The following is a 26,292-nucleotide window of genomic DNA, read 5'->3' on the forward strand; positions in this document are numbered from 1 at the left end:
GCTGGCCCAGCACCGGAAGATCACGCTGGCCACAAAGATGGATATCTACTTCTGTGATCCGCATTCGCCGTGGCAACGAGGCACCGACGAGAACACCAACGGGCTGCTGCGCCAATATTTCCCCACAGGAACCGACTTATCCGTTCATTCGCCAGAGCGGCTGCTCGAAGTCGCTACCGAACTCAACAATCGACCCCGCAAAACACTCGGCGGCATCACACCCACTCAAGCCATGCAACGACTATTGTCAGAGCTAGAAAAACCCATCGTTACGACGACCGGTTGAATTCGCCTTCCCCTTACGGGACTGATCCAAAAGTTGTCGGAGGTTTGCACGGACTATGCGGCCGCGTGGGCAGTTTGGCTACAACGTCACGTTGTCCGGGGGCATGGCGAGCGGCACGACGGCGGCGTGACGGTCCCGACGCCGGGACAGATGCCCATCGGTGGTGTCGCAGTCGCGGAATGGTCCGTTGCTTTTGTCGAAGATGACGGCGGCGTGACGGTCCCAGTGGTTGATCCACCAGGATGACGTGGCGCCGGCGTCGCCGTCCTGCACGCTGGCGGAGGCTTGCATGCTGGCGTGCCAGAGGGCGGTGAAACGTGCGACCACCTCGGGATGTAACCACCATTCCATGCACCACGGTGTCGGCTTTGTCCCGACAACTTCCACGGTGTCAAGGTGGATGGTCAGCCAGTCGAGGAACATCTGGCGAACGTCAGGCTCGTCCTCTTCCCCATTCTCCGTGGCGGTCGTCTCCGTTTCGTGGTCCGGTTCCTGATCCGGATCGTCGTTCGAGGGGCCTTTGTGGGTGGCGCCGTCATCCTGGTCGTCTTCCCAGTCCTCACGTTTCACGTCGTCGTCCGGCACGTCGTCGAGTGCGGTGTCGTCAGCCACGAGTGGCCACCTCCCCCGTACCTAATTCCTCCGTGTCTATTTCCTCCGTGTCTACTTCTTCCGGGTCCGATTCCTGCGGCTCTGCTTCCGCTGCGGCGGTGACGGCCGTGGCGCGGGTTGGGTGGTTGATGGCGGCTTTTAGTGTTTCGTCGCGAAACCAGGGGATGGTGTTGACCATGACGGGGCGGCATTTTGAGGTGAAGAGGACGGCTCGCCATTCGGGGAGTGAGCCGAGGGCGGCGATGTCGAGGGTGTTGACCTTGCGGGTGTTGGTTGACGTTGATGTGTGGCCGTCGCGGCTGGTGGAGCTGCCGTAGGTGACTTCGTCGTGGTCGCCGATGAGCGCTGCGAGGGCGCGTAGGAAGTCTTCGTCACCAGAGCCGCCGCCGTAGACGCGGTTCGCGGCGGCGTCCCAGAGGGTTTGCCAGCCGTCTTTCCCGAATGCGTCGATGGCTTGGGCTCGGGATTGGAAGTAGGCGTTGAGGATGATGCCCATGGAGCCGTAGTACGAGTAGACGGAGGGGAGTTCGGGCCAGCGCACGATGTTGGCGCATTCGTCGAGCTCCATCACGAGTGGGACGCCCAGGCGACCGCCGTTGTTTTGGGCGGCGTGTTCGGCGGTTTTGCAGATCGTGCGAACGAGGGCGGTGAGGATTGCCCCGCCGGACCCTTCGCCGTCTTTTGAGAGGAGGATGAGGGTGTCGGAGCTGCGGATGAACTGTGCCGGATCGAAGGAGCGGATGCCGGGGGTGTCGGTCCAGGCGAGGAGGTCATCGTCGGCCAGTGCTGACGCCATGCGTTGCGCGGTCGCGTAGACGCTGCCCTTGGTCTTGTCGGGCCACCCGAGGATGCCCTCAATTGTGGATGCTGGTCCCTTCTTCCCGTGCTGCCTCAGGATCTGCTCGGGAATGTGCCCTTCGGCTCGGGCGAGCCAGGCGAAGACCTGGGAGAGGGGCTCGTGTTCGAGGGCCGCGGCGAGGAAGAAGTAGGCGAGCATGTCGCGGCCGGCGGTATCGAATTGGGAGTCGCCGCCGCGATCGGACGCTTTCCGGGTGGATGCTTCAAAGATCGCGGCGAGCTCGCGGGCGTCGGCGGCGCTGTGAATGTAGTCGAGGGGGTTGAACACAAAGTCGGGGTGGGCCGCGCGGCGGTAGATGCGGTTCGGGTCGAAGATGAACGACGTGCCCCTGCCGGCGCGGCCGGCGAGAGTCTCCCGGACGCCGTCGACCTTGTTCGAGGTCATAATGGCGGCTCCGGGCGCTTCGATCATGTGCCGGATGACGAGGCCGGAGGTTTTACCCCGGCCGGTGCCGAACACATACACGCCGAGGTCGCGCCATCCCTGATAGATCCAGCGGGATCTGTGGCCGACGAGGACGCCGACGCGTTCGCCCGGCGGCAGATGGCCAGCGGTGGGGTGGAGGTGTGTGGCTTCTTTTGCGCGGGCTTTCTTCCGTAGTACGGCGGATTGCCGGGTGGTGGCCATGTGGGCCAGCGCCTTGTTGTTGCGTTTGCGGGTGGCCCAGTGGGCTTGCTTGGCCATGATGAACGCGAACAAGGCCACCACGATGATCATCGCCGCGAACGCGGTCCAGGTCGCTGCCGGCGGCCAGGGGGCGTCGCGGAGCAGGAAAGCGCCCGCCAGTGCGGCGGGGTTCCAGGAATACACGGTGCCCGTCGGGGTGATCATGGCTCCCACGTGCACGGCGACGAGCAGTCCGAGGAGTGCGAGGGCGGCGAGGATGCCGGTCATGATTCGTGCTTTCCAGTCGACCATCAGGCGCCTGTAAGGTCGCCGGTGATGGTGCGTGGGTGCATCGAGAATCCGTCGAAGTCCATCCGGTAGGCGACTGGCACCAGGCCGATGTGCCAGGTCAGCATCCAGTCGCCCAGTGTGCCGTATTGTCCCGGCCGGCCACCGAGTACGAGAAGTGCTTGGTCATACAGCGAGAGAGCGTCGAGCCATTCCTGTGGATGAGGGTCGGAGAAATAGCCGGCGGCGGCTACTGGGTGGTCGCGTCGGAACGCGTTGGGCTTGGCGCGGATCAACTGAACTTCGCCGGGGGTAACCAGGCTCAGTGCAAGGTTTTCCAGCACAGGAATCTCCACGTGTCTCGTGCCAGCTCTGATCGCGGCGCCCAGGTCGAGGAAACCGAGAGTTGAGGTGTCGATGCCATTGCGGCGGAGTTCGCCGCCTTGCATGTAGAGGCCAGCACGGTTGCCGGCGGTGGGCTGCGCGTCGAGACGGCCCCATTCGTCGGTGACGTTATTCATGTCTGATCCCTTCGATTATGCAGTTGGATGAGGTGAACATCAGGTGGTGAGCTTCATGGGTTGGATGCTGTTCGGGTCGACGGCGATGTGCACGTGGGTGCAGAAGTCAGCGAATTGCGTCATCGACACGTCGAGGGTGACACCGGCCGCGGCGCGGCACTGCGACTGACCGGTGCCGGAGCCTTCGGGCATGACCGGGCTGAGCGCTCGGAGCAGCTTTAACGCGTTGGCGTCTGCGCCGGTCGTGGGGACCCGGTCGAAGGCGTAGAAGTCGACGGCGTGACCGCCTCCGTTGGCGTAATGCGGGGACGCGGTCCCGGCACCGAGGAGCGTCCCGGTGCAGGCACGGTTAATATCGGAGATCCCGACGCTGTCGAACATGTTCGTGGCGATGGTGATGACCTGCAAAATGCGAGTGTCGATGCCGCAGCTCTCGTGAGTCTCCCCGGCGGCTATCCACCGAATTTCGCGAAGATGATCGGGTGAGAAACCACTGATCTTCCCAGCATCAATTTTTTGGACGAGGGCGCGTGCGAGGGCACGGGCGTCACCGCTCATCCCTGCCGCGCAGGCCGCACCGCTCGACAATGCGGCGACGACGGCCTGCGAGCTGCCGTAATACGCGGTGTAGTGGTCGGGGTCGGCATTCATCTGCACGGCGTGAGCAGCCATGCTGGGCGTGAGCGTGTCCCAGTTGGGGACATGCAGGAGCCGCTGGAAAAAGAACGTCGCGGATCTTGTGGGGTCCATACGTTCCGCGAGGGTGCCCCAGGTGTCGCGCTGCTGAAACAGGCCGCGCGAGTCGGGGCCGGCGGCGTCGCCGTAGTCCAGGTTGCGCAGTGCGGATTCGCCCATGGCGGTCATCACGCCGAGGGTTTGCCCGTGCAGGGTGATGCCCAGGCTGGCCCCGGCATTCATGATGGTGGCGGCGTTGACGAGCTGATCGCCCTGATACCCGGTAACCTCGCCGTGTTCGGCGGCCGCTTGGGGGTTCGCGGACACGGCAGCGCACGCCGTGTTGGGGCCGCCGCCGGTGATGAGCAGCAGTGTCGAGAAGATGACGACCAGGAGCAGCACCGCCCCAGTCCCGAATAAGCTCTTCTGCATCGGTCAGTCCAGCGCGTCGCCGGCGGCCATGGCCGAGTCGGTGTTGGTCACTTCGATTTCCCAGTCCGAGCGGACGTGGTGAATGTGGGCTTCTGGTTTGGACCCGGTTTTGAAGATGCAGTTGCCGGGGTTGAGCCCCATCAGCGTCGGGGCGGTGTCGGGGGCGAAGTTGAAAGTTTCTTGCGCCCACCGGGCGTCTTCGGGGCGGTCCTGACGGAACGCATACACGGTCTGTGCTTCTTGCACGACGGTGTAGCCGGGGCTATCCCGGGGGATGTCGGTGCCTTTGTGCATCACGAACACGTTGGAGATGCCCAGGGAGCGGGAGAGTTTCTGGTTGGATTTCACGAGCTGTGCCGAGGGGCCGCCGATCATGTGCCAGCCCTCTTCGTAGATGACGTTGGTGATGTATCCGCGCTCCTGGCGGAGGCGACCCATCAGCCACATGTTCCCAATTGCCATGACCGTCGGGATGGCGGGGCCGGAGTCGGGGAGCTGGGAGATATCGAACGTGGTCAGCTTGTGCGACAGGTTAACGTTCGTGCTGGTCTCCCCGTCAAAGACCCCGGCGTAGGTCTCCAACAGGTTTTCCAGACCGAACCGGATCGATAGGCCCGCTTGGTGAAACCGCTCGCGGGCCCCGGCCGACAGCTCCTGATCGAGGGGAACTTTACCGAGGTAGGGCATCAGGTCGGTGGTCGTGGAGACGCGGCTGCTGTCCTGGAACTGTTCGAACATGAGTTGGAGGGCGTAGCGGGTGGCTTTTTCCTCCCACTCCGTCGCGGCGGTGTCATCGCGGGCGATACGCGCCACCGCATTGATCAGCAGCATCTGCCCCTGCAGGCCGGTGCCGCGGGCGATCAGCGGGTCGATGAGGTTGAACCGGGTTCCCGAGCCATCGGGGTCGAACCGGAGAGGCTCGGCTCCCATACGCCGGGTCAGAGCGGCGTATTCGCCTTCGCCGCCTTCGTCCTTTTTGTCAAAGACCACCGCCTGGTGTTTCTTCAATAGCAGCGGCCGCATCACCATGACCGTTTTGGTGAAGGAGGACTTCCCCGACCCGACTGTTCCGAAGATGATCACGTTGGGTGAGGTGAGCTTTCGCGGGATGGCGTTATACGCCGTCGGGGCATCATGACTGATCATCGTCGACGAGAGATTGTCGGTGCCGTTGACGACCCCGTCGATACCGGTCGGAGCACCGATAATGCCCGTGTTCAGGATCTCCGCCTGCCGCGTCGTCGACGGGGCGCCCGCCAGTTTCGGCGCGTACCACCCACGGCCTGCTGCGCCGGAGGACGCGCGGAGGGGCGATCCGGGACGCGAAAACGGTGGAGCGTCGACGCCGCGACGTACCGCGCCTGTGGTGCCGGAGGCGCCCGGGGCGGCGGTGCCGTCGTCGCCGGTTAGCAGGGTTGTCGCTGGGGATACCGGGGTTAGAAAGATTTTCAATCCGGGGACGTTGGCGTACCAGGGCGCCCGTGTGGCAGTGGCGGCCTGGTCGTGCGTGGGAGTTGGTGGTGTTCGGGGGGTGAGCGGGTCGGGGTGGGTCATGAGATCGCTTCCTTCTCGGAACGGCCAGCGAGACGATTAATGGCCCGGGTCGCCAGCGTCGAGCCCGACGGTCGTAGGCCCCGGCCGATCGGCCATGTCGTCCCGGACGCCGCAGATTGGAAGGAGTCTTGCCAGTCGAGGCGTTCAATCCCGAGGCCGGTCGCGCACGCTTCTTCCAGCTGGCGGGACGCCTGCCCGAGGTCATCGCGGGTGGGGGCGGAGATCGTGACGAACCCGATCCAATCAACGCCATGATGCTGCGACCCCGCCGCGAGGTCAGCGGATCGGCGCTGCGCGGCCGACATCCGCGTGGTGCTGTCGTCAGAAATCAGGCGGCCCTTCTGCAGATCAGCCAGCACACCAGCCTGATCACGCACCAGGTCGGCGCGAGCCTTCGACTTCGCCTGACCCGCCGGAACGAGATGCAAATGAAACGACACTGATCGGATGAACGTCAGCTCGCGACCGATCAGTAAGTCCAGGCACCACAGCGGGCTCCGGCCGGCGACGGCCAGGTTCTCACCGTGAATCGCAGCCGTGCGATGCCACCACGTCACCGCCGGCGACGTCGGACCGGTAGTGCCGGTAACGACCGAGGTCGGGTCGATGCCGTTCACGATGTGCGCGGAGAACTCATCGTGCGAGGCGATACCCGCGCGCAGCGGGTCGACGTTGCGGGTGAGGTCGATGGGGAGGTGAGGGTTTTGCTGGTGAAGGATCAGCGCGGTGGTCTGCTTCGCTGTCAACGCACGAACATCACCCATCCTCGCCTCATCCAAACCGCGTTCTGTGGCCCGAATCTGGGTGGCCATCAGCGCCCGCCAAGCGTCACGGCCACGACCAAATTTCCCGGCCACGTCGGTGAATTGCTGATCGAGCGGCCACGATACAACAACGTAGTGACGCTGCACCATCGCGTCGACGCTGGACTTACGAATCACTTCGTCGTAGGACAGCTTCTGAGCCTCAAACGACTCTCTCTGCGCGGTCGTCCAGCCCGGCAGCACCGTGTCCAGACGTGTTTTGACCCACAGCTGCTGCCGGGCCGAATCAGGAGGAAGAACACGGGTGAGGGTCTGCACGTCACCGATCAGGGACGACGGAGCGGCGCGGCGGGCCAAGAACTGCCCCCACCCAGTAGCCGCACGGGTGAGCGCTGCTGCGGTCTCCATGCCGCGCAGCTGCCCGGAGACAGAAAAAGCCACCGACAGGTATGGCGGTTCACCGATCGGGGCGTGCCAGGCGATCCCGGGAACGTTCGGGCCGTATTGCAACCAGCCCATGCCGTCGGCGCCGTCTGGGTTGGCGCGCATCATCTGTGCCTGCCGCTGCGCAGTACGTTTCTCGTTTGTGGTGCCGCGGGTGAGTGCTTCCTGCAGCTGGTCCCACGCCCCAACTTCATAGGGCACGAAGTGATCGGTGCCGAGGCGTTTGCGTGCACGCCAGCGTGCACGCTTGCGGCGGCGCTCCAACACGGTTCCGCGATGCGTTCGGGCGGTGGCTAACATCGTCATTCCCACCCCCACCACGGCGGCGACCAGCGCTGGAAGGCCGAGACCCAGCACCATACCGACCATGCCGCCGATGATGAAGAACCCGAGCAGCATCACCCGGGTCGTGGAGGCGGTGCCTCCGAAAAACCCGCGGTGTCCGAACTCGCCGCCGAGGTAGCGCAGGTACGCTGCCGGGGTGTCACTCATGGGCTGAATCCTTCCCGTAGTGCGCTTCTTGGTCGTCGACCGGTGACACTGCCGCGTCAGCGACCGAATCGGTGACTTTCTTCGTGGTGTCAAAGGCGGCGACCGCACCAGCGACGAGCAGGGTGGGAATCCCAATTGCCGCCCCCACACCAGTCGAGGACTCGGCCGCACCAGCAGCGGCCAGACCACCCTCAGCAGCGGCAGCCCCACCGGCGGCGCTTGCCGCTCCCGCTCCAGCACCAGCACCGGCCCCGGCGCCGGCGGTGCTGGCGGCGGGTGCTGCCTCAGAAACAGAGGACGTTGCCGGTGCCCCCTCAGGTGATGCGGGGGCCGGGCTGCCCTTGCCGCCGGTGCTGACCGGGGTGTTGTCGGGGGTGCTGCCGGGATCGTCCGCGGGGGCGGGTTTGCTCTCGCTGGGATCGCCGAGCTTCTTGTCCGCGTCCTGCATGGATTGGGAACCGATATTCGGCCCGGCGGGCGCGTTGCCACCGCCACCGGTCGGGATGACCGGTGCGAACTTCGTCAGCGCGACCGGGGTGAGACCGGCCATGAACAAAGCCAGAATCGACACGACCAGCGTCACCGTTTTTTCGAGGCTGGGCACATCGGAGAACGCGCCCAGCTGCGCGGTCATCATGCTGTAGGCGATGGCGAGGAGGAAGAACAGCAGTGGGTGTGAGGCGAGGATGCCGAGCCAGAGGTAGACGATCTTCGATCCGAAGGCTCGTTTCTTGGGATCGACAATCCATACGAACCCCAGCGGGAACAGCACGCCGGAGAAGTACAGGGTGATGAGTTGCACGATCAGGAGGAGCAGCACGATCAGCAAGCCCAGAATCATGAAGAACATGAGGATAACGCCGAGCACCGCGCCGCCAGCCAGGCCCGAACCGTCTTCCTCTGACAGCATTGTGGAGAACTTGTCGACGATGGTTTGGGAGTTGTTGATGACGCCCCAGGCGATGAGTGAGTCGGATAGTGCCCCGAAGAACTTCACCAGAAACGCTCCGAGGGCGGGGCCGAACGCTGCGCCGATCATGAACGCCGGTCCGTATAACGTCAGGGACTCCCCCAGTTCACGGCCGGACTGTGTCCCGCGCGCCACGCGAACGATCTGTGGAATCAGCAGCACGACGAGGACAAAGATCGACAGGGCAAAAGACACCTGGTACGCGCTGATAAACCAATCAGCGGTCAGGTCCGGCAGGGTCGCATGTGTCAAAGCAGGCAACACCGTTTCGGAGAGGCCCTTGGCCGCGTCCTGCAACATCTTGAAAGTGTTACCAGCGGGATCAGACCAGAAATCCGAAATGTCCTGCGCCACCTTCACAGCACCACCAATGCCCTCGACCATATCCACGGTGCCACAGACGATCATCCCTGCCGCGCAGTCGGGATCGTCAATGGCGGCAAATGCGCTCATGGGGACCACTAGCAACCGCCCGTATAACGGGTTCCACCGTTGGTGAGTTTCGTTTGGTCCAACACTGTTCCGTTTTCGACATGCCAAGCGTCGTTCTGCCAAACCAAGATGAGGCCGATACCGGTAGACCGCGTCGGGCTGAGCGCGCCGTCGACCACATACCCGACTGACAGCTCGACATTAACGCGATCCGCGGTCGAGTCCTCTGTCACTCGCCACAGTCCGTTGGTGCTGGAGGTGTGGAATTCTCCGCCGCGTGCTTGATATTCAGAAGTAATGGATTTCCACACGTCTGATTCGTATTGGGCTGTGACGTCTTTCCAGGCCGCAGGAGCCGTCGTCGCCATGATTTCAGCACCGACCGTGTCGCTTTCCGAACTCGGAGGCGTCGGGTACTGCCAGAGCCACCGGTAGGTTGCGGTGGCGACTTCGACGGCTCCGAAGGTCGTGTGTTTGGCTTCTGCTTGTGCGGCCAGCACCATGTCGACGGTGCGGTCGAGGCCGCCGAGGCATCCGGTGGGTGCCACGTCGTCCCCGAGGTCTGGGGTGCTGCTGGTTGCGGGTGTTGTTGGTGTGGGGGTGCTTGAGGTCGGGGTTGGGGTCGCATTGGGTTGCGCAGTGGATTCCGACGCGGGGCGGGTGATGCTGTAGGCGATGCCGCCACCGATCACGATGACGAGTGCGGCGGCTCCGATCACGTGGGGCCAGCGGCTGCGCCCGGATGCTGTAACCATTCGCATAGGAGGGTCCTCTAGATGGAGACGGTGATGGTTGTTATTGCGGCTGCCTCAGGTGCGGTGGGTGACGCGAAGGTGAGGACTGCGCCGACGATGATCGCCAGGCCGGCGAGGGCGGCGAGGGCGATACCTGCCCACACTGCTTTACGGCGCCCTTGTGAGTGCGCTTGAGGGTTGGGGTTGGTCTCGCCGGAGGCTCCGGACATGGCTACGATGCCAAAGATCAGGTACCCGATGGCAACGAGGATTCCGATGGCCCAGAGGGCGGCGATGAGTTTCTGCCACAGGGTGGTGAACTCGGCTCCGCCGAACGAGAAGTTGGGGAGGATGCCGTCGAGTGGGTTGTCGATCGCGGCGTGCAGGAGGAGGGTGTGCATGGTTATGCCTTCCGGTTCTGTGACGGTGCCGCCGATACGGCGGATTGCAGGGACCGGACGACGCTGGCGGCTGCGGCGGTGAAGGCGTCCCGGGTGGCCGGGTTGAGGTTGCTGAGGGTGAGTTGTCCGCGCTCGGCGATGTGGGAGTCGTAGGGGATGTCGTGCAGGGCGCTCACGCCGGCTTGCAGGAGGAGACGTTCGACTTCCTGGCGCACGGCGTCGTTCTCTGGCCTTCCATCGGTGAGCCGGATGGCGATCGCTGTGTTTGCCAGCTCCGCTGAGCTGCCGCCGGCGGAGCGCAACTCCTCGAGCAGTTGGATCGCTTCAAGAACTGAGTCGCCAGCGTTCATGACGGGGATCACGAGGACGTCAGACACGGACACGGCGCCTTGGAAGGCTGAGGACGTTGTGACGTTACCGGAATCCATGACGCGGATTCCGTAAAATTCGTCGATGACAGTGGTGACCGCGATCACGGAATCATCCGTGAGACGTTCGCGGCGACCGATGGAACCGATCACCGATGCGAACGATGTTTGCGGGGCGGTATATCCGGCCAGGTGGCCTGCCGTGCGAATGTGGTCGATGTCGCGAACCAGTTCCCCCAGCCCAAGCTGAGGGTTGCCCTCAGCCCGAAAGTTCAGTGCGCCGGGGTCGTCGGATACTTCGAGGATCGCTACCGATCCGCCACGGATGGCAGCGAGCACTCCCCCAAGGAGCAACGCAATGGGGGTCTTGCCGGTGCCGCCCTTGGGATTATTCACCAGGATTGACACGGCGCGAGTCCAGGTCGCCTGCCTCACCGTCGTCTCATCGGCGAAACGCACCTCCTCGAGGGCACGCGAGGCAACCTCTGCTGGACCTGGTCCCACCGGGAATCCCAGCCCGGCCAGGACACCTCGAAACCCCGTGCTCGCCTTCAACGGATTACTGGTGCGTGACGCGGCCACCAAGCCCATGGCCGGGCTGCCGAACAATACGGACTTACTCGACCGTTCGATGCCACCAAGCGCAGCCGAGGACATGGATGGTTGGAGTGTCCCCGGGTCAGCAACATCCGGTTCAACGGTGATTGTTGGCTCAAGCAGCTCCTGCGCCTCGGCATGACGCCGTGGAAGTGCGGGGGCGGTGTCCTCTTCGATGTAGTCTCCTGCGCGATCCGCGGCGCCGAAAACATCGCCGGTGTTCACACGACTGGTGTCACTGATAGGCATTATTTCCTCTCGAGGAGCTGTTATATACCCAGAGAAAATAAAACACCCCAGGGATGTTGTAATTATCTCACTTTTTGCCCCGTGATACTACCCAATACGGCTGAAAAATGAGCTCATTTCGGATAAAATACCCTGATTTTGCGCTATTTTTGCCTAATTCCGTGCACTTCGTATCGTGGTGCGGATACGATACCGCATGCCACCGACATGTCGTAATAGTACTTTTCATAAATAAATAGATGCATGTGCATTTAATACGCGAAAACGTGCATTTCGACCGCGCCGGCGGGAAATTGCGCCACAATTGAGCGCATGGCACGGTCTAACATTCTGAAGAAAGCCCCTGAGCGGGTCGCAGTGTTTCAAGAGCTGTTTGCCGCCCCTGCTCGCGTCCTCGTGCTCCGCGCGCTGCTCCCCAAGCCCCTCAATTACGCCGAACTCTTTGAGGCTCTTGGCGAGGTCATGAGCCGCCCCGCCATCCACGGCGCACTGATTGATCTCAGAGCAATGGGCTACCTCGAAGACGATGCTCCCGCCGGCGTCATTCGCCGGCCCTCCACGACTAAGCTCGCCGCGCGCCGCGACGTCGTTACCCACGACTTCGGCCAGGCACTTGAATTCGTATTGGGCTGAGCTGCAGCTGCTCAAGATGTCGAAACATCTCATGACATACGCGCAACACTGCGTGTCGCTCTCGATTTGAAGGGTACTAGTACGGCAGACTGTTCCCATGGCTAAGGAAAAAACGTTGAGAGGCACCGTGCGGGTGTCCGTGCAACAGCGCTTCACTGTCGATGCTGAAACCAAACGGCAATTCGATACCTTCGCCCGCCAGGCCGGCGTCAGCAATAGCTACTTCTTCACGAAGCTCGTGGAAAGTGTCGAGCTGAACGACCGGGGGCTACCGACATGGTGGCTTGACGAACTTCCCCGCGATGGGGAGTTGCCTATCGACTCGGCTTAACGAAGGAAGCCCATCACTTACGTGATGGGCTTGTCCAAGTTTCGTAGCTCAAACCCTCTACAGCTTCCCGGCCCGAGGTTAGAGCTAATCCAGATCACCAGCCCTTACGGGAGGTTTCTCTATGTCTGAAAGTGTAACTGAACTCTCAGCAAAAACCCCACACTCAGATTCCGGCGTGTCTTCCAGCGTGTGGATGAGCACAGCGGAGGATTTCACAGCTCCAGCTGCTGCCAGACGGCTGTCTCTGAGCGCTTGGGATTTGTCGCGCCGGCTCAGCCCGCGCGATCAAGTACGTGTGATGAAGCGTGATGCTTACGGCCGTCTCGATGAGAACAGCTACCCCCTCATCTATCGTGTCGGGCCGACCGAGCCCACGACGCCGTGGCTGGTTCGGCTAGCCGACGAGTCTGGTGTTTTTCGTCTCCTGTGTTTTGACTTCGATGGCAAGGAAGCTGGCGTGGTCTCCCCCGACCTGATGGAGCGCGCTGTCGATGACTGTGACGCCCTCTCGGGGATCCTCGACCGCCTCTCGATCACACACGTCGTCTGCCAGTCCTCCGGCACCGGCGGCCGCCACATCTGGGTCGCCCTGCAGGGCGCAGCGGCCACCGTCGTGGCCGCTCTCGCGGGCGCCGCGCGCGCCAATTATTCGACTCTTGACCATGGGATGCTCTGCAATCCGCGGGAGGGTGGCGCACGCCCGCCGCTGGCACCGCACCGTGACGGCAGTAGCTCGATTGTCCTGCGCGGCGCTCTGGCGGGTCTTCTCGCACCGTCGACGACCAGCGGCGACCTCGACGCCCTGACCGGTGTCCTGAATCAGGTGAGGCCGGCGCCGAGGCCGACCGACACGACGCCGTCCGGCCCGATTGATGCCCGCTACAGTGCGCACCGCCCGCTCAGCGCGTGGGGTCAAGGCCATATGGCCACCGTCACCGGCGGTAGCAACCCCAGTTGGACGGGGTTTATGTGTCTGCTCGCGGCCGCGTCAGCCGGGTGGACCCTGGCCGACGTCTCGCGGGAAGCGCGGACGGCGCCGGGGATGGAGCACTATCGGACTAAGAACATGAGCCGCGGCACCCGCAAACCGCGCACCCTGGCCGAGGCGACTGCGCGCCTGGAACGGCAGTGGGCCAAGGCCCAGCAGTATTCCGCCTTGCAAACACCAGTGGGGACGTCACGGACCCCGGCCGACCTGACGGAGCTGGGCCTCATCGTCGACAGTGTCGACGACCTCTTGTCCCGGTTCCGCGTCTCCCCCGGGCGCTGGGGCCAGAGCGAATCGGCGGTGTCTCGCCGCACGATTCTGTCTGCCGTGGCGTATCTGACGTTGCAGACGGGTAAGCGGACGGTATCGGCGTCGATCCGGGATCTGGCCCTGATGGTCGGCCTCAGCCGCGACACCGCCCGACGTGCCCTTACAGCGCTCGCCTCCGATGGATTCCTCGTGCGAGTGGCGCTCAGCGACAGCGGCAATGCCGCCGAATGGCGCTTATCCCCCGACTTTTCCACAGCCCCTCGTATGGTTGCGTCACAATCATTAGACAACCCCCGCCCCCCCTCCGGACTTTTCAATCTCCGTAGCTCCCTGGTGTCCACGCTGGAGCGCCAACTCACTGACGGCCGCCACGACCTTTTTACGCGCCCTGGGCTCGGACACCTCGCTGGGAAGGTCTACGCGCTCCTCGCCCAGCACCCCGCCCTGACCATTGACACGGCCGCTCGGTTGCTGGGAGTCAGTACCCGCCATACCGCTACGATCTTCAGCCGCCTCCGCCGCCATCGATTGATTGTCAAACATGTGGAGGGGTGGGCGCGGGCGAAACGGGATATACGTGACCTGGCCGCTCGCATCGTCGGCGTTGCGGGGCTGCTGTTGGATCGAGCGAATCGGTATCGAGCCGAACGGGAGGTATGGGAATGGTGGCAAGCCGAGGTAGCGACGATGAATGCTGCTCCGCGGCGCCGTTCGAAGCGGGTGGATGTGTCGAGCCGGCCGTTGTTTCGTGACGCGAATGCGCCGGGTGAGCGGGTGTGGCCGCGGTATCCGCGCTCGAGCGACCAGCGTGGAGACCATCGGTCCGCGCGGGAACTGGTGGACATGGGTGTGTTGAACCCGGAGAGTCGGTGGCAGTACCTCGGAGACGCCGCCTAACAGCGGGGTGGTCTGACCAGTATTGGCGTAGTGGGGGTCTGACCAGTAATGGAACGGTGGTTGGCGCTAAGGGTTGAGGTGGCGGTAGGTCGTTGCGAGGGAGGCGCCGGAAACTGCACCGTCCAACGTATCGCGGATGTACTCAAAACGTCACGATCAACCGTCTACGGACACCTCAGCAAAGAACGCATCGGTAGAAAACTGCAACCCGTGTAACCCCTGCACAATCCTTCGCGGACGTTTTCGTTGCATTACTGCGCAGATCCGGCTTCTGACGATCAGTTCACGCGGAGGAGCGTGTATCGCTCACCGCGTGTAAGGCGCCGTCGAGCAACCAGGTGCGGCCTCTGGCGGGGAGACCCTGCGGGTCCGTGGACCGCTGCGCGGGCGTCTTGTATCTTTTTTCGTCTGTCTGGCCGGTCATCGTAGTTCGCTTCCGTGCCTGCGTGCCCACCTGGTCGGGCGCGGTCGCAGGCTCCCTTATTTCCCCCGACCAGCCGTGCACTTCGGCACTCCCGCTCTCTATCGATTCTCTTGCCAAACAGGCAAAAAAATCAGTTGAGCGGAGAGTCTCATGCCCCAGTTCCTCATCGTCATCCGTCCCGAACGCAACAGCGATGACATAGCGGCCGACCGTAAAGCGGCCAAAACGTTCTTTGCCCGGTACGCGGCCACCAGCACCCGCAGAAATCAGCGCGACAGGGACACCCTCATTCGGTTCTACGGCTATGACTGGAACCTTATTTGCTGCGCTATGGAAGCCAGCGACTGGTCCCGAACTCACGGAGACGATACCGCCGTGCACCGCGCCGGAAGGCGGGCTGAACGTGCCGCTCAATCCGTTCTGAATGATTTTCCCGCTCGTGATGATTCCCGGCTCCGTCCGTATGTGCACGCCACGACCACGACGCGTATGCAGCCTCCTGGGGTGACGTCCAGCCCGCTGGGTGAACGCCTCACGGCCCGGGGCCAAGCTGACCGTTTTTGGGACCGGTGCTTGAACCCCTCCGCAACGTTTCGTGCCGCTGTGCTTCGCAATGATCAGCCCTTCAGCCAGTGGTTGCTCCTGCACCCCGGCTATGGGCCCCGGCAGGACGCTCCCGACGGATACGCGGGGACGCTTCGGCTGCCCCAGTCGCAACGATTCGTGCGCGGTTCGGTGCGACCTGCGGGAATCAGCTACGACCGTGCACTGGAAGTGGCTCTCGCCGCCCTCGACAAGACCCGCCGCTAACCCGGGTGGGGCCGCGCCGGCGGCGGCCCCACCCGGTGAGGGGGAACATCCCCCTCACACTCCCCCACCGCGCGACGTTATCCACAGATCACCCTGATCGCCGGCGGCTTCCGGTTTCCACGCATTAGCGTCGAGGCATACCCGTCGTGAAAGGACCTCATGCGTTTTCTTAAACTTGCCGTCACCACCTATGGACACGACCGCTCCCGGCCGATCATCGGTGCTGACGATGTGTGGATCAACCTTGACCAGGTCGTGTCGATCGACGAACAGCTCGACAGCAATACCTTCGCGGATGCTGTGCGAGAGGGATTCGCGGCGGAAGAGCACTATCCCTGTGTGGAGCTGACCACGTCGAACGGGAGTACACACCTGGTGTCGCTGGGCGTGTATCCGGACCAGGCCGGCGGCTTCGCCGCCCTGACCCGATTCATGCCGCTGCTCCTTGGCAGCGGCAGCGGCAGCGGGAGCGACGAGGACGCCCAGCTCGATGGCCTCCTGGCGGAGGCACCGTCGGTTAGGGCGTTCCGACCGTAGAAGAAGTGGCGTGTGAATTTGTCGAATATCCGACGATAGCGGTCATTTCACGGATGCAGTCGGAGACCGGGCGCTACGAACTCATCTGGTGAAGCCTGTCGAAGCCGGGCCCGAGACCGGTCTGGAAATCCGCGAATGTTCCTCGATCGACGTCGTTCATCGAGGTCTGTGATCCGAACATGGAGCACCAGCGTTCGACGGCGCGGGTGCTTTCGTCGGCGGAGAGGCCAGGGATGAGACGGGCGAGTTCCTCGGACCGGCGTTTTCGCCGTTCGTCGTTCTGATAGTCGCTGTCGGTTTTGTAGTCGGAGCTCTTCCGGTCAGAGTAGCGGTCTCGCCGTCACCACCCGCGGAAAGCACACTCCCCTACCTGCCGCAACCCATACCCATATCGACCTGCAGAGCGCTACCCTCGCCCCATGACGACCCCGTCCCACAAGAACACCGCTGTCGCCGCCTTCAACCCCACGGGCCCGCCGCCTATTTGCGACGAGTGTGAGTTGCCGATGGAAGAGGTCACTCACGGGTACGTCTACCTGTGGGCGTGTGTGCGCGATCTCTGCGCCAACCGGTTTCGTGCCACGTTTGAGGAGCTCACCGATCCGGAGTTTCTCATCATCTTCGGTCGGCCGGAGTGCTACCGCTGCCACCAACGTCGGGACATGACCCAGATCGGTAACGTGGTGCGATTTGAGTGCCCAAATCCGGGTTGTGATGAGGTCCTGCGCCTGATCAGCGCCAAGAATAAGCGCGCACGAGCCGCCGTTGCACAGGCCGCGGCAGCCGCCGCCCTGGTAACACTGCCGCCAGCTGGAGGCCGAGCCCGAAGAACGAACGCGACTCCTGCACGCCGTCCCCCGGCGAGATAGTCCCGCCTCGCGCCGAGCAAGCCTGCAACCCGCCCGAAATTCCCTCGTGGCCGTGCGCCACTTCCCCGCGCCGGCCAGCGGCACTTCTGAGCGATACGTCATCCCGAAAGGTCCCGACTGTCAGGGTTTCTTCGGTGCTCTACGAACACGGCTAGCTGCCTGCATTCAGTGAAAATGACCGCAATCGTCGGATATTTAACTTTTTCACAAGCCCCTATTCGACTGTGCCAGTCGGGATCGTCGACGAAGCGTGGCCCAGCGTCCGAGGCGCCTCTCGCGCAGGGATTCCGGAGTCCCATCGGACTGACCGGCTGACCCTGAAACGGTCCACAGATGGCCCGGCCGAGAGGCCGGGCCATTCTCATGGTGCTTCGATAGCCGCCAGATGATCGACCAGTCGCTCCGGAAAATCAACTGTCACACCGTCTGCACCGAGCGAGACAGCGTTCTCCATAGCCCCCGCCGGCCGTGAGTTCCAGCAACGCACTTCGAGAGCGGCGAGACGGGCGATTCGCATCTGCTCGGCATCCAGAACGGATGCATCGGGGCACAGCTGCACCGCGCCAACCGATCGAGCGGCGGCAACGGTGCGTTCGTCGACGGTCGTCGTGAGGTAACCGAGGCGCACCTCGGAAGATACCTCCCGCATTCTTTGTAGATTCTCGAGATCGAAAGAGGTGACGGTAATGGTCGCGTGTCGTGGGGTCTCGGCAATCATCGCCCAAACCTGGTCCTCAATGAAGCTCGCTTTGAGCTCGACTGCGAGGTGGATTGGGCGCCCCCCAAGCGCGTAGAGGAGGTCCGCAAAACGCACGATACGTTCGCCGACGAATCGCGGCGAAAACCAGCTTCCTGCGTCAAGCTGGCGCAGTTCTGCCCAGCTGTGTTCGGCGAGCGGGCCGTGACCGTCGGTCGTGCGGTCGAGCGTGCGGTCGTGGAACACCACGATCTCCCCGTCGCTCGAACGTTGAAGATCCAACTCCACCCCGTGCGCCCCGAGGTCGAGGCCTCGATAGAAGGCGGAGAGCGTATTCTCCGGGGCGTGCCCGGAGGCCCCACGGTGCGCGAGAACGATCACTTGCGATATTCCGCGAGGTAGTCGGAAACCTCACTCTGCAGCGCACCGAGAAGTTCAGCGGGATCCGCTGCAGGATCGGTCTCGATCGACTCAAACGCGTCGATGATTCCCTTCCAGATGAGGGAATCGGCGGGGCTGACCGCCTGGCCTCGCAGGTACTCAAGCTGATCGATGGTGACCTTAAATTCTGGATTGTCTTCGAGGTGCTTCTGGAATTTTGGGAGTTCCAGCGACGACGAGCGGATGGCGATGTACCCGGAGGAGATGCTCCCCGCTGCCGAGTTTTCGGTATTCGTCAGGAACTCGACCAGCTCCGCCGATGCTTCTTCTTGCTCGGGGGTGGAGGCAAAAATGCCGAGGCTGTTCCCGCCAATCGGAACAGACCGTGCCTCACCTTCACTGATTCCGGGGATATAAGCGACCCCGACCTCGAACGCGTCGCCAACCTGCTCCTGCGTTCCCGCCAGCCCCGAGCCCGATGCGAAAAGCATCGCCAGTCGTCCGCCGATGAAGTCTTCCTTGGCCGTAGCGTGCTGGTTTTGCGGCATTGCCTTGCTGGTGTAGATGAGATCCTGAAATGACGTCAAGGTCGCGATCGCTTCCGGTGAGTCAAGGGCTACCTCGCCGCTGCCATCGAGCAGCTCACCACCTCGGTTCCAGGTCATCGGCTGAAAGTACCACGGGATATCGGCTGCCGTATTGAAGCCCCACACGTCGGGCGTGGTGAGGGTCGTCGCGGTCGAGACAAGTTCGTCCCAGGTCTGTGGCGGTACAAGACCCATCGAATCAAACAGCGTTTTGTTGTAATACATGACCGGCGTGCTGCTCTGGAATGGCACGGTCCACAGCTTGTCCTTGTAGGTAAAGCGCTCCAGGAAGGCCGGGAGGATGTCCTCGATAGTCTCGGGCGAGAGAATGTCCCCAATCGGGAGGAGACTCCCGGAGTCGGCGACCTGAGGAATGCCATACCTCTGACCCAACTGAACGACCTGCGGCACGGTTCCACCGACGATGCCGGCGAGAACCTTCTGCTGCATCTCGTCGTAGTCACCCATAAACGACGGGTTCACCGTGATGTCGGGATGGAGCGCGGTGAATGCTGCGAGCTCGGCCTTGTACTCGCCCTGCTGTGTTGTCCAAAAGTCGATAGAGACTGTCTCCGAGTCCTGGCCTGCCGGGGTTGCGGCGCACGAGGTCAGCGCCAGGGCCGCGACGGCAATCACCCCAAGGGAGCGGATGAAGGGGAATTTGCGATTCGAGCGGGTCATTATTTGCCAATCGGTTGGTGCGGGAACGCGGGGGTTAGCGAGAGGGGAACGGGATGTCAGCGATCTCCGGTGTGCATCACACCCTTGATGAAGTACCTCTGGAGCACGAGAAAAAGCACAAGCACGGGCACGATCACGAAGGTGGAGGCGGCCATCAGCTGTGGCCATTGCGTGCCGATCTCCTCATCGACCAAATACTTCAGCCCCACTTGCACGGTGCGCATCGAGGTCTCGGTGGTGATCAGGAGCGGCCACAGGTAGTTGTTCCACGCTCCGAGGAACGAGAAGAGTGCGAGGGTCGCCAGCACTGGTTTCGACAATGGCAACACGATGCGCACAAAAGTGCCCACGTGCGAACACCCATCGATTGCCGCAGCCTCAAGAATGTCTTTCGGAATAGTCAGGAAGAACTGACGCAGGAGGAAAATGCCGAAGACGCTGGTGGCGCTGGGAAGAATCAGCCCGAGGAACGAATTCAGTAGGCCGAGACCGTTGATCACTAAATACGACGGGATCATGGTCGCCTCGAATGGCACCATCATGGTGGCCAACACCACCAAAAACAGCAGTCGTCGCCCGCGGAACTCGATCAGGGCAAAAGCGTAAGCGGCAAGGGAACAGGTGACAAGCTGAGCGAGTACGACGCCGAGGGACATGATGAGGCTGTTGACGAAGAAGGTGCCAAAGGGTGCCGCGTTCCATGCCTCGAGGTAGTTGCCCCATTCGAACGTTTTCGGAAAGAACGACAACGGCTGAGCGAAGACTTCCTCGGCACCTTTCAGAGAAGTGAGAATCATCCAGAGGAAGGGGAAAGCCATGACGAGCGACAGCACAATGAGAACTCCGTGCCGCGTCAGACTCGTCACTCGAGTGAGAAGTGTACGACGCGGGCGCTTCCGGGGCGGTGTCATGCGGGGCATCCATTCGCCGCGCAGCAGTACAGACGTGGCACTCACTGGTAGTTCACCCGACGTCCCACAACAAACATCTGCACGAGTGTGAGCAGCATCACAATAACAAAGAGCACCACCGCAATAGCTGACGAATACCCCATCTCGAATAACTCGAAGGCATGCTCCCACAGCAGCGGCACGATCAGGGTCGTCGCCCCCGCTGGCCCACCCTGGGTCATCACGTCGACCTGCGCAAATGTTTGGAATTGATCGATAGTCAGCAGAATAATAAGCAGAAAGCTCGTCGGGGCGAGTAATGGCACCTTGATGCTCCGTACAACACGCCAGAATCCAGCGCCGTCCATCGTGGCCGCCTCCACGACGTTCGGGGCGATGCTCTGGAGGCCGGCGAGATACAGCACGACACAGAACCCGATGTTCTTCCAGACCGACATGATAGCGAGCGCCAGCAGCGCTGTGTTCGGATCGTTCAGCCACCGCACCGGGCTGGCTCCGAGGTATCCAAGCACTTCGTTCATCAGGCCGTAGTCGGGATGATAGATCCATAGCCAGACAACGGAGATCGCGACGGTTGATGTCATCAGCGGCGCAAAGAAAAACGACCGGTAGACGCGTATTGCTTTAATATTCTGGTCGAGCAGAACGGCGAAGATGAGCCCGAGGACCATCGATGGGCCAACGGTGATGATCGTGTAGACCGCGGTAAGGCTGAGGCTGCGATAGAGCTCGCCACTCGTGAGCAGGTCGACGTAATTGTCAAGTCCCACGAATCGTGGTCCGCTGGTGAGCATGTCCCAGGAAAAGACGCTCAGCACGAAGCTGTAGAGAATCGGAAAGACTGAGAAGGCGATAAGAATCACCAGAGCGGGGAGTACGAAAGCGTATCCGGTGATGTCATTCCGGCGGCGGCGGCGGCGCGGCGGGTAGACCAGCGGTGGTGGGGCGGTGTGGTTCGAACCGACTTGCATAGCTGGTCGTTCCATTGTTGCAGCGGCGGACTTCACCGTGTATTTTTCTGGTGCACTGATCTAGTTGCCTTATGTCGGGACTTTTCAACGAAAATGGCCGGTGGCCAAGGACGAAAGTAATGAGAAGAAATGAACCGGAGGTTGATCAAGCAAGTAAGTTCGATGGCGCACAACTTAACTGGGATGAAACACCGAATGTCCGTTTTCCACTTTCCGCAACACGCCTCGCCGAATGCCAGACCTTCGCACACCGACGCAGAGTCTGTCTCTAACGCCCCCGGCTCGTCGGACGCGGGCACACCATCGTGTCGGAGGCCGCGTATGGCATCGACGGCATGGCGCACCGCGCCGCCCTCGCCAGCGACGGCCACACCGTCGCGTACCTCGCCGGAGGTGTTGACCGGTTCTACCTCACCGGCCACGACGCTCTCCTCACCCGGATTGCCGCCGATGGCGTCGTCGCGTCAGAAATGGGCTGTGGGTCAGCGCCCACCAAATGGCGTTTTCTGATGCGGAACCGCCTCATCGCCGCCGGTAGTGCCGCGATCCTCGTCGTCGAGGCGGGGTGGCGCTCTGGTTCGCTGAACGTCGCCGGTCACGCAGCCGCGCTCGGCCGTCCGCTCGGCGCCGTCCCCGGACCGGTCACCTCCCCCACCAGTGCCGGATGCCACCGCCTGATCAAAGAATTTGGCGCACGCATTATCACCGACGCGACCGACGCCGCCGCACTCTAGCCACGCGGGCCGGCTAGCCTTCGGGCTGGCCGGCGAGGGGCCTCCTCTCGCGCTCCCCACCAGAGCACCAGCCACAGCCACAGCCACAACATGGAACGGCGGCGCGGCCGCCCTCAGTCCTGCCAGGGCGGAGCCGCTGTGCGGCACTGTTTTTCTGATGCTTTTTTGACCATTCCGGCCGGTCATCGTAGCTTCCTGCGCGGCTGCGTTCCCAGATTTTCAGACGCGGTCGCAGGCTCCCTTATTTCGCCTGAAATTCTGGGCACTTCACCGCTTCGGTCGCTATCGATTTCTCTCGCCGGAAGGCAAAAAAACAAGTTGTCCGAGGAGAAAGAGAGAAACGCCATGACGTACGACTACGAGAACACCTATCCGCGTGACCGGTATGCCGATGGGTGTACGTGCAGCGGATGCCACAGCGAAGGCCGCGTCGACACCCAGCCCGACGAAATCTGCGCTGTTACCCGCTACGCCGACAGCAACGCCTAACGAGGAGACTCATCATGACCATCACCCCCACCACTCAGCTCCGCGCCCTCCGTATCGGCTTTCTCAAGGAGCTTGAACCCACCCTCATCGACCCGGCCCGCATCGTGGAGGCCCTAGATGAGAGCGTCGGGTGCAACAACTTCGACGTCGTCGGCCTCGAGGAGGACATCGACTTATTCGTCGACGATGACGGCGCCCTCAACGGGTCACGGCTGAACTTGCGCGCGACGATCATCGCCCACTTGCTCGGTAAGCCCGCCGTGCTCTTTGGTAACGCCGTTGCGCTGGGCTGTGACCCGAACACCGGTGAGAGCATCAGCCTGACCGACGCCCAGGTGCAGCGCCTCACCGCCGGAATCGCCACCCGCCCCGGCCCGACCGTCATCGACCAGCTCGCAGTCGGCCTGAGCGCGTTCCCCGGACTCGTCGCCATGCTCCGCCGCCACTAACCAACTCACGGCTGGCCTGCCCTGACCCGGTCAGGGCAGCCGTGAGGGGACGGCCCCCTCACACTCCCCCACCCAAAACACCAGCAACAACATGGAACGGCGGCGTGGCCGCCCTGCTGTTCTGCCAGAGCGGAGCCGCTGCGCGGCGCTGTTTTGTGATGCTTTTTTGACCATTCCGGCCGGTCATCGTAGCTTCCTCCCGCGTCTTCGTTCTGGGCTTTCGCGGCATATCCTCACTCGCTTCGCTCCCTCCGGTATTCCACGACCCTGCACTACACCGCTCACGGTCGCTATCGATTTCTCTCGCCGGAAGGCAAAAAAACACGTTGTTCGAGGAGAGAGAACAAGATCATGAACGCACTGACCATCACCCACACGCACGCTGAGGGCACCTTGATCGACGGCACCAGCAAGGGTGACGGGACCGCCGAGGTCTTGAAGGCCAACGGGTGGCGTTGGGGGCGCAGCATCAGCGCCTGGTTCGTCCCCCAGTCCCGCGACCGCCTCCCCAAATTCGGCATAATCGAGCGGACCACCACAGCGTTGGAGGCCGCCGGTTTCGTTGTCACCACCAGCCTTGACAGTACCCACCGCCCCATGGCCGAGGTTGAGGCAGGGAAGATGCAGCGGCAAGCCGACCGGGTCAACGCGCTCGAGCACAAAGCCGACCGCACGGCCACCGCCGAAACGGCCGCGTGGGACCGCGAACACGCAGCGCTGCGGCGGCTGCCCGAAGGCGGCGAACCGATCAAAATCGGCCACCACTCCGAAACCCGCCACCGCAACGCCCTCGCCAACGCCGACAAGGCCACCCGGGCTGCGCTGGATGCGACGGCCGACGCCCAGCACGCCCTGGCACGCGCTGACGCCGCTACCCATACGACCGAGGCCCGCTACTCCCCCATCACCGTCGCCAACCGTATCGAAACGATGGGGGCCGAGCTTCGCAAGCTCGAACGACGCATCATTGCCCCGTGCTACGACGATGAACGCGGGTACATCGACGCGACCGACGCGCAGAAGCAGGCCCGAGCGGATCACCTCGCGCCGCACCTCGCAGAAAAGCGCGACCAGATCACCTACTGGGAAGCCGTCAGAGCCGAACAAATTGCCACAGGACAAGCCACCGGCCATAGCCGCGACACGATTCAGAAGGGCGACCGGGTGAAAATTCGCGGCCAGTGGCGCGACGTCGTCCGCGCCAACGCCAAAACAGTCAGCGTCACCACCGGTTACAGCTGGACCGATACCGCCCCGTATGCGGAGATCCAACAGCACCAGCGCCCCGAATAACCCGAGGCGGTCACGGCCGGCCCCGCCAGGGCCGGCCGTGAGAGGCGGCGCCCCTCACGCTCCCCCACCGGTGAACCCGGCACGGAGGCCGGCCCCACATGGAACCGGCTGCGCCGGTCCGTTCTTTTTCAAGACTTTTCTTCCCTTGGTGTCCGGTCATCATAGTTCGCTCCGTGCCTACGCACCGCAGTCTCGGACGCGGTCGCAGGCTCCCTTATTTCGCCCGAGCCTGCGGTGCTTCGCCGCTCCCGCTCTCAATCGATTCTCTCNCATCGATTCTCTCGCCACCAAGGGCAGAAAAACGGTGGACGACTACACAACCAGTGCCCGAGAGCCGGAACCCCGCGCCCTCACCAACTAGGAGAGAGAACCCCATGACCACCATCCGTAGCGTCACGATCAACCCGACCGAAACCATCACCACCCTGAACCTGACCCCAGGCAGCATCGGGGCAGACATCAGCGCCGCCATTGGCTGCTCCATGTTCGACGTCGTTGGCCTGGCCGACAGCATCGACTTGTTCGTCGACGATGAAGGACTCATCAACGGCTCACCCCTCAACCTGCCCGCAACCGTCCTCACCCACCTCCTCGGCAGCCCCACCGTCATCTTCGGTACCGCCATCGCCGTCAGCGTCACCCCCGACGGCGAAACCATCGGCCTCACCGACCGCCAACTCACGAGGATCCAGAAGGCCTTCGCACAGAAGCCCGACGACGGCACCATCGACACACTCGTCGACAGCCTCTCCCCCTTCCCCACCATCGTCAGCACGCTCCGCAACATCTAGCCCACAGCCGGCTGGCCCCGAGAAGCCAGCCGGTGAGGGGGCCAGCCCCCTCACACTCCCCCACCGGGAACCCCGGCACGGAGGCCGGACCCGACGAGCTGGCTAGGCCAGCCATATTGACATGAGGTCGCTCCTGCGCTTGTTGCTGAGAGCAGTTCGGTTCAGGCCCATCCTGACCCTGGGGCTTGATAGAAAACCCGTGGGGCGACCCCTCACGTTCCTCTATCAAGGAACACAATATTTGCAATGCAAACAAGTATTGTTTTTATTGTAAAACAATAAATTATTGTTTTGCTGGCGTGTCGATCAAGACAATATTCGCAAACAACGCAATAGTTGAAAGACAATCAACTCAATAAACACAAACAAGTATTGTGTTTATTGACTTTCGCGAGAGGTGAGAGCCGTGGCGCACACAGCAGTCATATCGAACAACAAAGGTGGCGTGTCAAAAACGGAGCTGACCGTACAGCTCGCCGCAGCACTCGCTCGAGCCGGCCAGCGGATTCTCGTCGTAGACATGGACCCACAGGCGAACGCCACACGTCGACTTGGCATCGACTGGGACGCGAACGAACCCATCCCCACCATGTCAGAGGTCATCAAAGCCGACCAATCAGGATCGGGGGAGGGGGCCGTCGTCGCCTGCGGATGGACCAGCCCCGATGGGACCCCAACAGCAGAGGCGGAAAACATCGATGTGCTCCCGGCACGGTTTGACCTCATCAACCGAGAAACCGAAGCCGGAGTAATCGGAGCCGTGAGACGCCTCCAAAAAGCACTCGACGGATGGACCGACGACTACGACATCATCCTCATCGACACGCGGCCAGACCTCGGCCACCTGGTCCAGATGTCGATGGCAGCCGCCGACACCATCATTATCCCAACCGACCCCAACTACGACTCCGTCGAAGCAGCCATCCGCGTGAACGACTTCGTGACTCGTCACGCGATCGACATCGCCAACCCCACCCTCACTGTCGGCGGCATCGTCGTAACGCGACGAAAAGCCACCATCGAACACGACTACCAAATCGAGGGACTACGCAACCAGTTCGGAGACCTCGTGTGGAACCTCGGCGGCCTCGTAAAAATGTCCGACGGTTCAGAACTGCTCAACCCGCCCTACATCCCCGAATGGTCACGCTTCGCAGAAGCCGACGCAGCGGCCGTTTCACTGTCGGACTGGAGCGACCGAAACGGACGCAAAACCGTCGCTCTTTATGACGCCGTCGCGCGAACCTACCTAGCCCGCTTCCTCG

26 protein-coding genes and 1 pseudogene are annotated in these 26,292 nt (G+C 62.6%); 13 read left to right on the forward strand and 14 right to left on the reverse strand.

Annotated elements, in window-relative coordinates; genetic code table 11:
- Positions 1–286 (forward strand): IS30 family transposase (locus CXY75_RS00720; RefSeq protein ID WP_146069300.1); only part of this gene is annotated, 286 nt, incomplete at its 5' end.
- A 78-nt stretch (positions 287–364) separates the two neighbouring features.
- On the opposite strand, the gene CXY75_RS00725 is transcribed toward CXY75_RS00720, so the two are convergent.
- Genes CXY75_RS00725 through CXY75_RS00770 form a run of 10 tightly spaced genes read right to left on the reverse strand, consistent with a single transcriptional unit; the run spans position 365 to position 11,284 of the window.
- The gene (locus CXY75_RS00725) at positions 365–898 is read right to left on the reverse strand and encodes a DUF4913 domain-containing protein (RefSeq protein WP_104080972.1); all 534 of its coding nucleotides are present in this window, start codon (positions 896–898) and stop codon (positions 365–367) included.
- Positions 891–2,675 (reverse strand): type IV secretory system conjugative DNA transfer family protein, encoded by a 1,785-nt coding sequence (locus CXY75_RS00730; protein ID WP_104080973.1) that lies wholly within the window; start codon positions 2,673–2,675, stop codon positions 891–893. The genes CXY75_RS00725 and CXY75_RS00730 overlap by 8 nt, the downstream gene beginning before the upstream one ends.
- Positions 2,675–3,172 (reverse strand): hypothetical protein, encoded by a 498-nt coding sequence (locus tag CXY75_RS00735; RefSeq protein ID WP_104080974.1) that lies wholly within the window; start codon positions 3,170–3,172, stop codon positions 2,675–2,677. The genes CXY75_RS00730 and CXY75_RS00735 overlap by 1 nt, the downstream gene beginning before the upstream one ends.
- 39 nt (positions 3,173–3,211) lie before the next feature.
- On the reverse strand, positions 3,212–4,279 hold the full coding sequence (locus tag CXY75_RS00740; RefSeq protein ID WP_104080975.1) for a hypothetical protein: 1,068 nt from the start codon (positions 4,277–4,279) through the stop codon (positions 3,212–3,214).
- A 3-nt stretch (positions 4,280–4,282) separates the two neighbouring features.
- Complete coding sequence (locus CXY75_RS00745) at positions 4,283–5,833, reverse strand: ATP/GTP-binding protein (RefSeq protein ID WP_104080976.1); 1,551 nt, start codon at positions 5,831–5,833, stop codon at positions 4,283–4,285.
- Entirely contained in the window at positions 5,830–7,533 is a 1,704-nt protein-coding gene (locus CXY75_RS00750) for a hypothetical protein (protein WP_104080977.1), read from the reverse strand. The genes CXY75_RS00745 and CXY75_RS00750 overlap by 4 nt, the downstream gene beginning before the upstream one ends.
- Positions 7,526–8,956: a hypothetical protein gene (locus CXY75_RS00755; RefSeq protein WP_104080978.1), complete on the reverse strand. Its 1,431-nt coding sequence runs from the start codon at positions 8,954–8,956 to the stop codon at positions 7,526–7,528. The genes CXY75_RS00750 and CXY75_RS00755 overlap by 8 nt, the downstream gene beginning before the upstream one ends.
- A gap of 8 nt (positions 8,957–8,964) precedes the next feature.
- Positions 8,965–9,696: a hypothetical protein gene (locus CXY75_RS00760; protein WP_104080979.1), complete on the reverse strand. Its 732-nt coding sequence runs from the start codon at positions 9,694–9,696 to the stop codon at positions 8,965–8,967.
- 11 nt (positions 9,697–9,707) lie between these two features.
- Positions 9,708–10,070, reverse strand: coding sequence for a hypothetical protein (locus CXY75_RS00765; protein WP_199182314.1), 363 nt, complete (start codon positions 10,068–10,070; stop codon positions 9,708–9,710).
- 2 nt (positions 10,071–10,072) lie between these two features.
- The gene (locus tag CXY75_RS00770) at positions 10,073–11,284 is read right to left on the reverse strand and encodes a hypothetical protein (RefSeq protein ID WP_104080980.1); all 1,212 of its coding nucleotides are present in this window, start codon (positions 11,282–11,284) and stop codon (positions 10,073–10,075) included.
- A 312-nt stretch (positions 11,285–11,596) separates the two neighbouring features.
- On the opposite strand from CXY75_RS00770, the gene CXY75_RS00775 reads away from it, so the two are divergent.
- The 6 genes from CXY75_RS00775 to CXY75_RS00800 all read left to right on the forward strand — a co-directional run bounded on the left by CXY75_RS00775 (position 11,597) and on the right by CXY75_RS00800 (position 17,043).
- Positions 11,597–11,917, forward strand: a complete 321-nt coding sequence (locus CXY75_RS00775) for an ArsR family transcriptional regulator (protein WP_104080981.1) — start codon at positions 11,597–11,599, stop codon at positions 11,915–11,917.
- Between the two features lie 97 nt (positions 11,918–12,014).
- The gene (locus tag CXY75_RS00780; protein WP_104080982.1) at positions 12,015–12,248 is read left to right on the forward strand and encodes a hypothetical protein; all 234 of its coding nucleotides are present in this window, start codon (positions 12,015–12,017) and stop codon (positions 12,246–12,248) included.
- Positions 12,249–12,546: 298 nt separating this feature from the next.
- Positions 12,547–14,403, forward strand: a complete 1,857-nt coding sequence (locus CXY75_RS00785; RefSeq protein WP_233201649.1) for a hypothetical protein — start codon at positions 12,547–12,549, stop codon at positions 14,401–14,403.
- Between the two features lie 574 nt (positions 14,404–14,977).
- A complete protein-coding gene (locus CXY75_RS00790; RefSeq protein ID WP_104080983.1) occupies positions 14,978–15,637 on the forward strand; it encodes a hypothetical protein in 660 nt (219 codons plus the stop codon).
- Between the two features lie 159 nt (positions 15,638–15,796).
- Entirely contained in the window at positions 15,797–16,174 is a 378-nt protein-coding gene (locus CXY75_RS00795) for a hypothetical protein (RefSeq protein WP_104080984.1), read from the forward strand.
- Positions 16,175–16,593: 419 nt separating this feature from the next.
- Entirely contained in the window at positions 16,594–17,043 is a 450-nt protein-coding gene (locus CXY75_RS00800) for a hypothetical protein (RefSeq protein WP_146069301.1), read from the forward strand.
- A 361-nt stretch (positions 17,044–17,404) separates the two neighbouring features.
- On the opposite strand, the gene CXY75_RS00805 is transcribed toward CXY75_RS00800, so the two are convergent.
- The 4 genes from CXY75_RS00805 to CXY75_RS00820 form a co-directional block, all read right to left on the reverse strand.
- Positions 17,405–18,121 carry a glycerophosphodiester phosphodiesterase family protein gene (locus CXY75_RS00805; protein ID WP_104080986.1) on the reverse strand — a complete coding sequence of 239 codons (717 nt, stop codon included), beginning with the start codon at positions 18,119–18,121 and terminating at the stop codon, positions 17,405–17,407.
- Positions 18,118–19,389, reverse strand: a complete 1,272-nt coding sequence (locus CXY75_RS00810) for an ABC transporter substrate-binding protein (RefSeq protein WP_158251073.1) — start codon at positions 19,387–19,389, stop codon at positions 18,118–18,120. The genes CXY75_RS00805 and CXY75_RS00810 overlap by 4 nt, the downstream gene beginning before the upstream one ends.
- A 56-nt stretch (positions 19,390–19,445) precedes the next feature.
- The gene (locus CXY75_RS00815) at positions 19,446–20,255 is read right to left on the reverse strand and encodes a carbohydrate ABC transporter permease (RefSeq protein ID WP_199182315.1); all 810 of its coding nucleotides are present in this window, start codon (positions 20,253–20,255) and stop codon (positions 19,446–19,448) included.
- 86 nt (positions 20,256–20,341) lie between these two features.
- Positions 20,342–21,271 (reverse strand): carbohydrate ABC transporter permease, encoded by a 930-nt coding sequence (locus CXY75_RS00820; RefSeq protein ID WP_158251074.1) that lies wholly within the window; start codon positions 21,269–21,271, stop codon positions 20,342–20,344.
- Between the two features lie 281 nt (positions 21,272–21,552).
- On the opposite strand from CXY75_RS00820, the pseudogene CXY75_RS00825 reads away from it, so the two are divergent.
- The 6 genes and pseudogenes from CXY75_RS00825 to CXY75_RS00845 all read left to right on the forward strand — a co-directional run.
- A pseudogene (locus tag CXY75_RS00825) lies at positions 21,553–22,002 on the forward strand (DNA-processing protein DprA); the annotation flags it as partial.
- A 168-nt stretch (positions 22,003–22,170) separates the two neighbouring features.
- Positions 22,171–22,494 carry a hypothetical protein gene (locus tag CXY75_RS19620; protein WP_158251075.1) on the forward strand — a complete coding sequence of 108 codons (324 nt, stop codon included), beginning with the start codon at positions 22,171–22,173 and terminating at the stop codon, positions 22,492–22,494.
- 14 nt (positions 22,495–22,508) lie between these two features.
- The gene (locus CXY75_RS00830) at positions 22,509–22,943 is read left to right on the forward strand and encodes a DUF3846 domain-containing protein (RefSeq protein WP_158251076.1); all 435 of its coding nucleotides are present in this window, start codon (positions 22,509–22,511) and stop codon (positions 22,941–22,943) included.
- 351 nt (positions 22,944–23,294) lie between these two features.
- Positions 23,295–24,236, forward strand: a complete 942-nt coding sequence (locus CXY75_RS00835) for a DUF3560 domain-containing protein (protein WP_104080991.1) — start codon at positions 23,295–23,297, stop codon at positions 24,234–24,236.
- Positions 24,237–24,610: 374 nt separating this feature from the next.
- The gene (locus CXY75_RS19625) at positions 24,611–25,027 is read left to right on the forward strand and encodes a DUF3846 domain-containing protein (RefSeq protein ID WP_158251077.1); all 417 of its coding nucleotides are present in this window, start codon (positions 24,611–24,613) and stop codon (positions 25,025–25,027) included.
- A 406-nt stretch (positions 25,028–25,433) separates the two neighbouring features.
- Positions 25,434–26,292: ParA family protein (locus tag CXY75_RS00845; protein WP_104080995.1), on the forward strand; the 859-nt coding region annotated here is incomplete at its 3' end.

Origin of the sequence: Cryobacterium sp. Y11 (genome assembly GCF_002929535.1) — a bacterium.
Classification (GTDB): domain Bacteria; phylum Actinomycetota; class Actinomycetes; order Actinomycetales; family Microbacteriaceae; genus Cryobacterium.

Excerpts from the sequence above, each read along its gene's own strand:
- CXY75_RS00730 (WP_104080973.1), bottom strand. The coding sequence starts at position 2,675 with ATGGTCGACTGGAAAGCACGAATCATGACCGGCATCCTCGCCGCCCTC.
- CXY75_RS00735 (WP_104080974.1), bottom strand. The coding sequence starts at position 3,172 with ATGAATAACGTCACCGACGAATGGGGCCGTCTCGACGCGCAGCCCACC.
- CXY75_RS00740 (WP_104080975.1), bottom strand. The coding sequence starts at position 4,279 with ATGCAGAAGAGCTTATTCGGGACTGGGGCGGTGCTGCTCCTGGTCGTC.
- CXY75_RS00745 (WP_104080976.1), bottom strand. The coding sequence starts at position 5,833 with ATGACCCACCCCGACCCGCTCACCCCCCGAACACCACCAACTCCCACG.
- CXY75_RS00750 (WP_104080977.1), bottom strand. The coding sequence starts at position 7,533 with ATGAGTGACACCCCGGCAGCGTACCTGCGCTACCTCGGCGGCGAGTTC.
- CXY75_RS00755 (WP_104080978.1), bottom strand. The coding sequence starts at position 8,956 with ATGAGCGCATTTGCCGCCATTGACGATCCCGACTGCGCGGCAGGGATG.
- CXY75_RS00760 (WP_104080979.1), bottom strand. The coding sequence starts at position 9,696 with ATGCGAATGGTTACAGCATCCGGGCGCAGCCGCTGGCCCCACGTGATC.
- CXY75_RS00765 (WP_199182314.1), bottom strand. The coding sequence starts at position 10,070 with ATGCACACCCTCCTCCTGCACGCCGCGATCGACAACCCACTCGACGGC.
- CXY75_RS00770 (WP_104080980.1), bottom strand. The coding sequence starts at position 11,284 with ATGCCTATCAGTGACACCAGTCGTGTGAACACCGGCGATGTTTTCGGC.
- CXY75_RS00775 (WP_104080981.1), top strand. The coding sequence starts at position 11,597 with ATGGCACGGTCTAACATTCTGAAGAAAGCCCCTGAGCGGGTCGCAGTG.
- CXY75_RS00780 (WP_104080982.1), top strand. The coding sequence starts at position 12,015 with ATGGCTAAGGAAAAAACGTTGAGAGGCACCGTGCGGGTGTCCGTGCAA.
- CXY75_RS00785 (WP_233201649.1), top strand. The coding sequence starts at position 12,547 with ATGAAGCGTGATGCTTACGGCCGTCTCGATGAGAACAGCTACCCCCTC.
- CXY75_RS00790 (WP_104080983.1), top strand. The coding sequence starts at position 14,978 with ATGCCCCAGTTCCTCATCGTCATCCGTCCCGAACGCAACAGCGATGAC.
- CXY75_RS00795 (WP_104080984.1), top strand. The coding sequence starts at position 15,797 with ATGCGTTTTCTTAAACTTGCCGTCACCACCTATGGACACGACCGCTCC.
- CXY75_RS00800 (WP_146069301.1), top strand. The coding sequence starts at position 16,594 with ATGACGACCCCGTCCCACAAGAACACCGCTGTCGCCGCCTTCAACCCC.
- CXY75_RS00810 (WP_158251073.1), bottom strand. The coding sequence starts at position 19,389 with ATGACCCGCTCGAATCGCAAATTCCCCTTCATCCGCTCCCTTGGGGTG.
- CXY75_RS00820 (WP_158251074.1), bottom strand. The coding sequence starts at position 21,271 with ATGCAAGTCGGTTCGAACCACACCGCCCCACCACCGCTGGTCTACCCG.
- CXY75_RS00830 (WP_158251076.1), top strand. The coding sequence starts at position 22,509 with ATGACCATCACCCCCACCACTCAGCTCCGCGCCCTCCGTATCGGCTTT.
- CXY75_RS00835 (WP_104080991.1), top strand. The coding sequence starts at position 23,295 with ATGAACGCACTGACCATCACCCACACGCACGCTGAGGGCACCTTGATC.
- CXY75_RS19625 (WP_158251077.1), top strand. The coding sequence starts at position 24,611 with ATGACCACCATCCGTAGCGTCACGATCAACCCGACCGAAACCATCACC.